At 71.7% G+C, this 10,675-nt stretch carries 9 protein-coding genes and 5 tRNA genes; 10 read left to right on the top strand and 4 right to left on the bottom strand.

The genetic code is table 11. The annotated features are described in order from the left end of the window. Together ABZ721_RS18290 and ABZ721_RS18285 are read right to left on the bottom strand one after the other, a co-directional pair. Positions 1 to 125: roadblock/LC7 domain-containing protein (locus tag ABZ721_RS18290; RefSeq protein ID WP_358789638.1), on the bottom strand; the 125-nt coding region annotated here is incomplete at its 3' end. Continuing rightward, on the bottom strand, positions 126 to 3,935 hold the full coding sequence (locus ABZ721_RS18285) for a nitrate- and nitrite sensing domain-containing protein (RefSeq protein WP_358789625.1): 3,810 nt from the start codon (positions 3,933 to 3,935) through the stop codon (positions 126 to 128). A 605-nt stretch (positions 3,936 to 4,540) separates the two neighbouring features. Here ABZ721_RS18285 and ABZ721_RS18280 point away from each other — a divergent pair. From ABZ721_RS18280 to ABZ721_RS18240, 9 genes are all read left to right on the top strand, one after another. Further along, on the top strand, positions 4,541 to 4,723 hold the full coding sequence (locus ABZ721_RS18280) for a hypothetical protein (protein ID WP_358789624.1): 183 nt from the start codon (positions 4,541 to 4,543) through the stop codon (positions 4,721 to 4,723). Positions 4,724 to 4,811: 88 nt separating this feature from the next. Next, positions 4,812 to 5,594 carry a fumarylacetoacetate hydrolase family protein gene (locus ABZ721_RS18275; RefSeq protein ID WP_358789623.1) on the top strand — a complete coding sequence of 261 codons (783 nt, stop codon included), beginning with the start codon at positions 4,812 to 4,814 and terminating at the stop codon, positions 5,592 to 5,594. Beyond that, positions 5,587 to 7,083: a glutamate--tRNA ligase gene (gene gltX / locus ABZ721_RS18270; RefSeq protein ID WP_358789622.1), complete on the top strand. Its 1,497-nt coding sequence runs from the start codon at positions 5,587 to 5,589 to the stop codon at positions 7,081 to 7,083. Before ABZ721_RS18275 ends, gltX begins: the two co-directional genes overlap by 8 nt. A 27-nt stretch (positions 7,084 to 7,110) precedes the next feature. Further along, positions 7,111 to 7,842, top strand: coding sequence for an HAD family hydrolase (locus ABZ721_RS18265; RefSeq protein WP_358789621.1), 732 nt, complete (start codon positions 7,111 to 7,113; stop codon positions 7,840 to 7,842). An 88-nt stretch (positions 7,843 to 7,930) separates the two neighbouring features. After that, positions 7,931 to 8,002: transfer RNA gene (locus ABZ721_RS18260), tRNA-Gln, on the top strand. A 21-nt stretch (positions 8,003 to 8,023) separates the two neighbouring features. After that, positions 8,024 to 8,096: transfer RNA gene (locus tag ABZ721_RS18255), tRNA-Glu, on the top strand. Between the two features lie 61 nt (positions 8,097 to 8,157). Next, positions 8,158 to 8,230 (top strand) — tRNA-Glu (locus ABZ721_RS18250). A gap of 12 nt (positions 8,231 to 8,242) precedes the next feature. Then, positions 8,243 to 8,314, top strand: a tRNA-Gln gene (locus ABZ721_RS18245). A 28-nt stretch (positions 8,315 to 8,342) separates the two neighbouring features. Next, positions 8,343 to 8,415 (top strand) — tRNA-Glu (locus tag ABZ721_RS18240). Between the two features lie 94 nt (positions 8,416 to 8,509). Here ABZ721_RS18240 and ABZ721_RS18235 read toward each other — a convergent pair. Further along, positions 8,510 to 9,157, bottom strand: a complete 648-nt coding sequence (locus tag ABZ721_RS18235; protein WP_358789637.1) for a MerR family transcriptional regulator — start codon at positions 9,155 to 9,157, stop codon at positions 8,510 to 8,512. An 83-nt stretch (positions 9,158 to 9,240) separates the two neighbouring features. Between ABZ721_RS18235 and ABZ721_RS18230 the strand changes: the two genes are divergently transcribed. Next, entirely contained in the window at positions 9,241 to 9,732 is a 492-nt protein-coding gene (locus tag ABZ721_RS18230; RefSeq protein ID WP_358789620.1) for a DUF4188 domain-containing protein, read from the top strand. A 155-nt stretch (positions 9,733 to 9,887) separates the two neighbouring features. Here ABZ721_RS18230 and ndgR read toward each other — a convergent pair whose 3' ends face one another. Continuing rightward, complete coding sequence (gene ndgR, locus ABZ721_RS18225; RefSeq protein ID WP_138356489.1) at positions 9,888 to 10,604, bottom strand: IclR family transcriptional regulator NdgR; 717 nt, start codon at positions 10,602 to 10,604, stop codon at positions 9,888 to 9,890. Positions 10,605 to 10,675 lie beyond the last annotated feature (71 nt).

The raw sequence follows: 10,675 nt of genomic DNA, 5'->3' as shown, positions 1-10,675 counted from the left end.
TCGGACATCGCGAGCAGCAGGCCGTCGGCGGAGACCACCACCGTGTGGGACACCCCGGGGGTGTTGTCCACGAAGTTGGTGATCAACCAGTTCAGATTCTGTGCCGCCTGGCTCATCGCGCTCAACTATCGCTCCTGGTTATTCGTGCCGAAGCCCCGGCCGTCGGTGTTGCCATGTCCCGCTTCACGGCCCTGCTGGATGCCGCGCCGGAGGTTCGTCAGCCGGCCGCGCACATCGTCGGGCGCGCGGGAGACCTGCGGACCGCCCTGCGGCGCCTGCGGGGGAGTGGCCCCGCCGGCGACCAGGTTGGCCTTCGGCACCCGGCGCGGCAGACCGGAGGGAGTGACCCCGCCCGCCGACGGCTCGCGGACCTGCTCGGCCCGCTGCCGCAGTTCGTCGTTGGGAGAGGTGCGCCAGTTCGGCGTCTCGCGCGGCGCCGGCTGGGTCGGCTGCGCCGGGGTGGCCGGACGCGCCTGCATCGGAGCCGGCGCGGGCTGCTCCGCCCGAGCCCGCTGGGGCTGCTGCTGGGCCGGAAGCGGCTGCTGCTGGACCGGCGGCGTCTGCCGCGGCTGCGGGGCGGGGCGGACCGGAGCGGCGGGCGCGGCCGGAGCCGCCCGCTCCACGTGCACCTGCTGCATCCGCTCGGCCTGACCGGTGCGGAACCAGTCGGACTCGATCGAGGCGAAGATCGGCGTCGGCTCGTCGCCGCGCGACGGGGCCGGCGGCAGCGCCATCGGCTCGGAGACCGGCGGCAGCTGCGGCTCCATGCCGCGGTTGGGCTGCCGGTCGCCCTGCTGCGGGAACCCCTGCTGCTGGTTGCCCTGCTGCTGGCCCTGCCGGCCGTTCTGCCCCGGCTGGCCCTGCTGCGGCGGCCGGCCGCCGTTGAAACCGCCGTCGGCCGGACGTCCGCCGCGCTGCGGCAGACCCTGCGCCGGGACGTTCTGGCCCGGGTACGGCTCGATCAGCGACCGGTCGTCCGCCTGCGGGTTGCCGACCACCGGGAACTGCCCGGTGTCGGTCCGCCCGTCGGAGTAGCCGGGGCCGGCCGGCAGCGGGAACTCACCGGTGCCGCTGTTGTCGGGCTGGGGGCGCTGGAACTCGCCCGTGGACTCCGGCTGGTACCCGTCGGGGCGTGCCCCGCCGCGTACCGGGGCCGGGCCCGGTGCTCCGCCGAAGACGTCGGAGCGGAAGCCGCCGGGGCCCGCGTCCTGCGCCGTGGGTGCCGGGTACGGGTTGGAGGCCGGCGAGAACGGGTCGCCGAGCGGCAGCCCGGCGTCCTGGCGGGAGCCGGCGCCGGGGTTGGGGCGCTGGAAGTCGCCCCGCGGCTGCGGCTGCTGCTGCGGGCGGGAGCCGGGCGGCGGACCGTCGAAGTCGGGGCGCTCGAACCTGGCGGTGGACTCCACGTCCTCGTGGCCGCGCGGAGCGTCCATCGCGGGACCGTGTTCGGAGCGGGTCGCCGGAGCCGGCGGGAAGCCCTGCGGGTTCCGCTGCGGCTGCTGCTGGCCGTTCGGGGGCTGCTGACCGCCGCCCTGGGCCCAGCTCGGCCCGGACGGCTGCTGCTGGCCGTTCTGCTGGCCGCCGCGCCGGGTGCCCGTGCCGCCCTGGTTGCCGGGGCCCGCCGGGCCGGAGTTCAGCGCGGGGCGCTGACCGCCGCCCGCGACCTGGCCGCGCTGCGGCGGCCGGCCGACCTGGCCCGCGGGAGCGGCCGGGGCGCCGAAGGCGTTGGTGGCGGGGGCGCCGGGGCCGTTGGGGGTACCGGGCATGCCCGTCGCGATGGGGCCGCGCTTGCCGGCGGCCGCGTTCTTGGCGTTCTGGCCGCCCTGCGTGACGTCCACCGGCAGCATGACGAGCGCGGTGGTGCCGCCCGAGTCCGACGGGCGCAGCTGGATGCGGATGCCGTGTCGCAGGGACAGCCGGCCGACCACGAACAGGCCCATGCGGCGGGAGACCGAGACGTCCACGGTCGGCGGGTTGGCGAGCCGCTCGTTGATGTCCGACAGGTCCTCGGGCGAGAGCCCGATGCCGGTGTCGTGGATCTCGATGAGCACCCGGCCGTCCGGCAGCGCGTGGCCGGTGACCTTCACCTTGGTCTGCGGGGAGGAGAACGACGTGGCGTTCTCCAGCAGCTCGGCGAGCAGGTGGACGAGGTCGTTGACGATGCGGCCGGTGACCTCGGCGGCGGGCACCGAGGTGAGCTCGATGCGCTCGTACTGCTCCACCTCGGAGGCGGCGGCGCGGAGCACGTCGACCAGCGGCACCGGGCGGGTCCAGCGGCGGCCCGGCTCCTCACCGGCGAGGACGAGGAGGTTCTCGCCGTTCCGGCGCATACGGGTCGCGAGGTGGTCGAGCTTGAAGAGGCTGGACAGCTGGTCCGGGTCCGCCTCGCGGCTCTCCAGCTCGGAGATGAGCGACAGCTGGCGCTGGATGAGGCCCTGGCTGCGGCGCGAGAGGTTGGTGAACATCGCGTTGACGTTGCCCCGCAGGAGGGCCTGCTCGGCGGCGAGCCGGACGGCCTCGCTGTGGACCTCGTCGAACGCGCGGGCCACCTGGCCGATCTCGTCCCGGCTGTGGATGCCGATGGAGACGACGGAGGTGTCGACGTCCTGCGGGTCGGACTCCGACAGCTGCTTGACCAGCTCGGGCAGCCGCTTCTGGGCGACGTCCTGGGCGGTCTCCTGCAGCCGGCGCAGCGAGCGGATCATCGACCGGGCCACGATGAAGGCGCCGACGACGGCGACGCCGAGCACGATCAGGATGATCGCACCGTCGATGATCGCCTGGCGCTGGGCCTCGCCGCGCAGCTTGAGGGCCTGCTGCTGCATCTCGTTGAGCAGCGACCGCTCGATGTTGGTCATCGCCTGGATCTTGCTCCGGGCGGCGTCGTCCCAGTCGCGGTAGGTGGCTCCGGTGCCCGCGAAGGTGTTGATGCCGCTCTTGGAGTTCAGGATGCGCGCGGCGGTGGTGTCGTGGTTCTTGATCGTGTCGTTGCCGCCCTCGAGGGGCGCCATCAGCTCGGCGTAGTCGCTGGTCGTGTCGCCGATGTTGTAGATCTTCTGGAACCGGGTCAGCGCGGTCTTCTCGGACTGCGCGGCGGCCCTGGCGTACTGCCAGTCGTTCTCCGAGATCGTCGCGCCGGCCGTCGGGGCGAGCGCGGCACTGATCACCGCACGCTGGATGGACTCGAACTCCTTGGCCGAGGAGAACGCCGCCAGCGCGCGGGTGCTGCGGATCATCTCCTGGTTGCTGGTCGCCTGCGCCATGTCCTGGGACAGCGCGAGCAGCGACTGGATGAGCGAGTCGTACTTGTTGACCGTCAGCGCGATGTACTGCGGCTGCTGGTACGCCTGGTCGCGGATCTCGTTGATGCTGCCGAGCTGCTGCTCGATGGCGAGCAGGGTGGCGCGGACACCGACGAAGACCTGGTCGTTCGGGTCGACGTCGTCGGTGGTGGTCTGGAAGACCTTGCGGTAGCGGTCGGTGGCCTCGCGGGAGGCGCCGACGGCGTCGTCGCTCTTGCCGGTGCCCGAGGACATCGGGCCGGCGGAGCGGTCCCGCTCCTCCTGCAGGGCGCCGGCGAGGTCCGTCGCGTGCTCGGTGATCTCGGTGAGCTGCTTCATGTGCTCGAGCTGGGCGATGTTGTCCAGTGAGCTGGAGATTCGCAGCGCGCCCAGCGAGGTGGCCGCGACCACCGGCAGGGCGAGCAGAGAGATCAGACGGGTGCTGATCCTCCAGTTGCGCATGGCTATTCGGGGGCCCGGCTTACCGACACCGCCCGTGATCCGGCCGGCGTCGATGCCGCTGTGCGTGCTCGAGCGTCCGGCGGCCGCGGTGTTCACGGCGTCGTCGGATCGCTGCGGAGACGGACCGCTGTCGGCTCCGCCGGGCTGCTCCGGGTCGCCCGCAGCGCCGCTGTCCCTCTTGAAACGTCCCTGCACTAGCGTCGCAACCTCTGGACCAGGCGTCCCCCGCACGTGCGGCGGGACGGTGTCGAGTCATGGGGGCCCCGGTGATCCCGGAGTAGGGATGACCGACGATGCCCTTCACCGCCACTCGATGCTCGTACGCGCCCCCTGACGCGCTGGCTTCGATTGATGTGGCGGTCCGGGGAATTCCAGCACAGTGCAGGATCTCCAACAAGGCCCGCAGCCCAGTCAATGGAATGAGTGACTCAATGCGCCGGTCCGGCGACAGAGGGTGCAGGTCTGTTTCGGAGAAAGCCCGCGATTCTGGAACTTTTGGGCACCCGGGGACGCTCCGGGCAGGCCGTTCCGCCCCTGTCGGGGTCAGGGGTTAGGTCCGCGAACTCCCATAATGTCCGCTTGGTACACCCTCGCGCACCGTCCGTTTCGGGCCGAATGTCGGGTAGTTCGTGAGCAAAATCACAGCGCGATCGTTGCCTGGGCCGCCGGGAACGGGGAACTGTCGCCACTAGCCTGGATCTTTACGCACGGCAGCGTTCTGTAAACCAGTGCATCCCCGGTGAATCCGCAGACCCGCGCGCCCCACCCGGCGCCCCGACCCCCTGAGGCCCAGACACCCCATGAAGACCACCATGCTGTTCCGCCCGATCGCCAACCCGCGCCGCACCACCCTTGTGCACCTCAAGGACGCCGAGGAACTGCAGACGCCCGTGATCGCGGCCGAGGACACCATCGGCGACGCGCTGCCGCAGCAGACGGCCAACCCGCGCCGCACGATCCTCGTGGACGCCCCCACCGCCTGAGCCGCGGGCGAAATCAGCCGGGAGCCCCGGGGCCTCACGTTAACCTGGAGAGATCCAGTCTTCGGCCAGTGAGGGGCAGCAGCTTCCCGTGCGCATCGCCAGGTTCTCCATCGACGGCAATGTCGCCTTCGGCGCGGTCGAGGGCGACCCGACCGTCCCCGACGGTCTCGTCCTCGACATCATCAAGGGCATCCCGTTCGCCGAGTTCGAGCTCTCCGGCACCAAGGTGCCGCTGAGCAAGGTCCGGCTCCTCCCGCCGGTGCTCCCCAACAAGGTCGTGGCCATCGGCCGCAACTACGCCGACCACGCCGCGGAGATGGGCAACGAGGTCCCCACGGTCCCGGTCGCCTTCTTCAAGCCGTCCACTTCGGTGGTCGGATCCGGTGACCCGATCGTGTACCCCTCGTTCTCGAACGAGGTCCACCACGAGGCCGAGCTGGCCGTCGTGATCAGCCGGCTGTGCCGGGAGGTCCCGCGCGAACGCGCCCGGGACGTCATCCTCGGCTACACCTGCGCCAACGACGTCACCGCACGCGACGCGCAGCGTGCCGAGGGCCAGTGGGCCCGCGCCAAGGGCTTCGACTCCGCGTGCCCCCTCGGCCCCTGGATCGAGACCGATCTCGACCCCTCGGACCTCGCCATCACGGCCACGGTCAACGGCGAGCTGCGCCAGGCGGGCCGGACCAGCCAGATGGTCCGCTCGATCGAGGACCTGATCGTGCACATCACCGAGGCCATGACCCTGCTCCCGGGCGACGTCATCCTCACCGGCACCCCGGCAGGCGTCGGACCGCTCAACGTCGGCGACGAGGTCGCCGTCTCCATCGAAGGCATCGGCACTCTCACCAACAAGGTGATCAAGCGTGGCTAGCGCATCCCCCGTACGCGTCCGTTTCTGTCCCTCGCCGACCGGCAACCCGCACGTGGGCCTGGTCCGCACCGCCCTGTTCAACTGGGCCTTCGCCCGGCACCACCAGCAGCACGGCAGCGGCGGCACTCTTGTCTTCCGCATCGAGGACACCGACGCGGCCCGGGACTCCGAGGAGTCCTACGAGCTGCTGCTCGACTCGATGCGCTGGCTCGGCTTCGACTGGGACGAGGGCCCCGAGGTCGGCGGCCCGCACGCCCCGTACCGGCAGTCCCAGCGGATGGACATCTACGCGGACGTCGCGCAGAAGCTCCAGGACGCCGGCCACGCCTACGACTGCTACTGCACCACGGCCGAGCTGGACGCCCGCCGCGACGCGGCCCGCGCCGCCGGCCGTCCCTCGGGCTACGACGGCCACTGCCGCGACCTGAGCGCCGAGCAGGTGGCGGCGTACCAGGCGGAGGGCCGCACCTCGATCGTCCGCTTCCGGATGCCGGACGCGCCGATCACCTTCACCGACCTGGTGCGCGGCGAGCTGACCTTCACCCCGGAGAACGTGCCGGACTTCGGCATCGTCCGGGCCAACGGGGCACCGCTCTACACGCTGGTCAACCCGGTCGACGACGCGCTGATGGAGATCACGCACGTGCTGCGCGGCGAGGACCTGCTGTCCTCCACCCCGCGGCAGATCGCGCTGTACGGCGCGCTCGCCGAGATCGGCGTCGGCAACGGCGCCACCCCGGCCTTCGGCCACCTCCCGTACGTCATGGGGGAGGGCAACAAGAAGCTCTCCAAGCGCGACCCGGAGTCCTCGCTCAACCTGTACCGCGAGCGCGGCTTCCTGCCCGAGGGGCTGCTCAACTACCTCTCGCTGCTGGGCTGGTCGCTCTCGGCCGACCAGGACGTCTTCTCGATGGAGGAGATGGTCGCCGCCTTCGACATCGGGGCCGTCAACGCCAACCCGGCGCGCTTCGACCTCAAGAAGGCGGAGGCGATCAACGCCGACCACATCCGCCGGCTGGACGTGAAGGCCTTCACCGAGGCCTGCGCCCCGTGGCTGCGGGCCCCGCACGCCAACTGGGCCCCCGAGGCCTTCGACCAGGCCGCCTGGGAGGCGATCGCCCCGTACGCCCAGACCCGCCTGCAGGTCCTGTCGGACATCACGGCCAACGTCGACTTCCTCTTCCTGGACCAGCCGGTCGAGGACGAGGCGTCCTGGGCGAAGGCGATGAAGGAGGGCTCCGACGCCCTGCTGCGCACCGCCCGCGCCAAGCTCGTCGACGCCGACTGGTCCGACCCGGAGTCGCTGAAGGCAGCGGTGCTGGCGGCGGGCGAGGAGCACGGCCTGAAGCTCGGCAAGGCCCAGGCCCCGGTCCGCGTGGCGGTCACCGGCCGCACCGTCGGCCTGCCGCTCTTCGAGTCCCTGCAGATCCTCGGCCGGGAGCGCACGCTGGCCCGCATCGACGCGGCACTGGCGAAGCTCGGCGGCTAGCGGGGCCCCGGCCCTAGGGTTGGCCGTATGCCGATCCGAGGGATTCTCTGGGACGTGGACGACACCCTGTTCGACTTCACGTCGGCGGACGAGCAGGGCTTTCTTGAGCATGTACGGGTCGAGGGCCTGGCCGGTGGATCCGAATCCACCGGCCAGGCCCTCTCCCGTTGGCAGGCGATCACCGTCCGGCACTGGCAGCGCTTCGCGGACGGGCTCGTCGACTACGAGGGCCAGCGCCGCGACCGCGTGCGCGAGTTCCTGGGCGAGCCGCTGAGCGACGCGGAGGCGTCCGCCTGGTTCCTCCGCTACATCGCCCACTACGAGGCCGCCTGGGCCCTGTTCCCGGACGCCACGCCCGCCGTGGTGGCGCTGGCGGCCGGCTACCGGCAGGGGGTGCTGTCCAACTCCAGCACCGTCCACCAGGAGCGCAAGCTGCGCACGCTGGGGCTGCGGGACCACTTCGAGGTGCTGCTCTGCGCCGCCGAGCTGGGCGTGAGCAAGCCCGCCGCCGGGGCGTTCCTGGCGGGCTGCGAGGCGCTGGGCCTGCCGCCGGCCGAGGTGGCGTACGTCGGGGACCAGCCGGAGATCGACGCTCGCGGGGCCGACGAGGCGGGGCTCTTCGGCATCTGGCTGGACCGCGGGGGCGCCGCCGCGGGCCCCGGTGTCCCCGCGGACCTGCGGAGGATCATCGGACTGGCGGAGCTCCCCGCGCTGCTGGCCGCCAATACCGGTTTTGGAGCCCCGTCCCCCATCGGGTAATGTTTCTCCTGCGCCGCCCGACCGGGCCGAAAGGCCAGGCCGGAAGCGCAACATCAAACAGACCCCCGGATTGGGGGTTGCGTTTTGGTGGGGTATGGTGTAATTGGCAACACGAGGGTTTCTGGTTCCCTTATTCTAGGTTCGAGTCCTGGTACCCCAGCGCAGTACAAAGCAAGTGCGAGCCCCCGTTGTGTAGCGGCCTAGCACGCTGCCCTCTCACGGCAGTAGCGCCGGTTCGAATCCGGTCGGGGGTACAGATCCTTCTCTCCGTCGCCTTCAGGTCGCACCTGGCCGTGACGATGCAGGATCGCTAGGGCCCCCGTTGTGTAGCGGCCTAGCACGCTGCCCTCTCACGGCAGTAGCGCCGGTTCGAATCCGGTCGGGGGTACTTGACACACCATGGGGTATGGTGTAATTGGCAGCACGAGGGTTTCTGGTTCCCTTAGTCTAGGTTCGAGTCCTGGTACCCCAGCGCAGTATCGTATGTGAAGCAAGTGCGAGCCCCCGTTGTGTAGCGGCCTAGCACGCTGCCCTCTCACGGCAGTAGCGCCGGTTCGAATCCGGTCGGGGGTACGTATCGAAGAGGCCCTCCGCTCCGGCGGAGGGCCTCTTCCTTTTCCTGTCCGCCTCCCGTTCGCGGCGCCGGTCCGGCCGGCTGCCCCGGCCCTCAACTCTCCGTGCCGAAGCGGCGGCTGGACTCCTCGGCCTGCGCCAGCCGCCGCAGGCTCAGCAGCACCGGCTCGTAGAGCACGGTGAGCGCGACCGCCGCCTCGACCTGCTCCAGGGGCGTGCGGAACCGCTCGACGAGATCCAGGTCGGTGACGGCCAGTTGGGCCGCGGCCCGCGCGTACGGCGCCAAGTCGTCGGCGTCGCAGGGGTATCCGAGCCGGACCAGCGCGGCCACCGCCACCACCAGAGTTCCCCACGCGGGGGAGTCGTCGCCGGCGTCCGCGATCCTGCACCAGCCCAGGCGCCGCATCAGCAGCTCCACCTCGCGGCGGGCGACCGCGGTCGCCGGATCGTCCTCCACCGGCGCCGGGCCCTGCGGCAGCGCCCAGACGGCCGCACCCAGCCGCACGTTCTGGTCGAGCGACTCGTCCTCCACCGCGGCCAGCACCTGGCGCGCGGTGGCCACCGGCATCTTCCCGACCTGGATCAGCGCCCGTACGAGCCGCAGCCGGCGCAGGTGGTCGTCGCCGTACTCGGCCTGGGTGGCGGTGATCCGGCGGCCGGCCGGCAGCAGTTGCTCGCGCAGGTAGTACTTGATCGTGGCGGCCGGGAGGCCGCTGCGATCGCTCAGTTCCGCGAGCTTCATCCTCTTGCGCCCTTCATTGGAGAGTGACACTATCCAACCATGGATAGTGCAGCTATCCAATCATCCGAAACGGGGGAGCCACCATGGGCGCCGAGCTGATCGAAGGCCGTACGACCGCCGCGGCGGAGGGCGAAGTGATCGTCTTCGTCGTCGGCATGCGGATCAACAACTTCCGGGCCGTGCGCAGCTGGTGGCCGGTCTTCCGGGCGATGCCGCGCATGCTCGAGGAGCTGTCGCGGGAGGAGGGGAGCGGGCTGCTGGGATTCCGGCTCCGGCCGGGAATGCCGCGGGTCTTCGAGGTGATCCAGTACTGGGAGTCGCACGAGAAGCTGATCGCGTACGCCTCGGCGCAGAACAACGAGCACCGCCCGGCGTGGACGGACTTCAACCGGCGGGCGCGGGCGGGGAAGGGCCAGGTCGGCATCTTCCACGAGACCTACGTGGTGCCCGCGGGCGGCTACGAGTCGATCTACGTCAATATGCCGGCGTACGGCCTGGGCGAGGCCGCCGGTGTCGTCCCCGTCGGCCGCCGCGGCGAGCGCGCGAAGGACCGGCTGGCGTACCGCGCGGGCTGACGCGCGGGGGCGAGAAGTGCGGCGCGCCGGTGCCGGGGGCTGTGGACGGAGCCCCCGGCACCGGCGCGCCGGCGTGTCGGGTGGTGGAGCCCGGTGCGGGGGGCGGCGTCGGCCCTCGCGGCGGGCTCCCCTGAGGGTGGGGAGGGAAGGGGTGTTCAGCCGTTGCGGCGCAGGGCCTCGGAGAGCCGCCCGGCGGCGTCGATGACGGCCTGGGCGTGCATCCGGCCCGGGTGCCGGGTCAGCCGCTCGATCGGTCCGGAGACCGAGACGGCGGCGACCACGCGGTTCGAGGGCCCGCGCACCGGCGCGGAGACCGAGGCGACGCCGGGCTCGCGCTCGCCGATGGACTGGGCCCAGCCGCGGCGGCGCACGCCGGAGAGCGCGGTGGCGGTGAAGCGGGCGCCCTGGAGGCCGCGGTGCAGCCGCTCCGGCTCTTCCCAGGCCATCAGGACCTGGGCGGCGGAGCCGGCCTTCATCGGCAGCGTCGAACCGACCGGCACGGTGTCCCGCAGTCCGGACAGCCGTTCCGCGGCGGCCACGCAGATCCGCATGTCGCCCTGGCGGCGGTAGAGCTGCGCGCTCTCGCCGGTCACGTCCCGCAGGTGGGTCAGGACCGGGCCCGCGGTGGCCAGCAGCCGGTCCTCGCCCGCCGCGGCGGCGAGCTCGGAGAGCCGGGGGCCCAGGATGAAGCGGCCCTGCATGTCGCGGGCGACCAGCCGGTGGTGTTCGAGCGCGACCGCGAGGCGGTGCGCGGTGGGGCGGGCGAGGCCCGTGGCTCCGACGAGACCGGCCAGGGTGGCCGGGCCGGACTCCAGCGCGCTGAGCACCAGAGCCGCCTTGTCGAGAACGCCGACGCCGCTAGAGTTGTCCATGAGACGATATTCGCGTCTCACACTGTGAAACGCAAGTTCAATTTTCCGGCCGAGCCGTCAGGCTGGGGGAC

Origin of the sequence: Streptomyces sp. NPDC006733 (genome assembly GCF_040636125.1) — a bacterium.
GTDB lineage: Bacteria > Actinomycetota > Actinomycetes > Streptomycetales > Streptomycetaceae > Actinacidiphila.
Note: the sequence above shows the minus strand (reverse complement) of the source record. Positions and strands in the feature narration are given on the sequence as shown.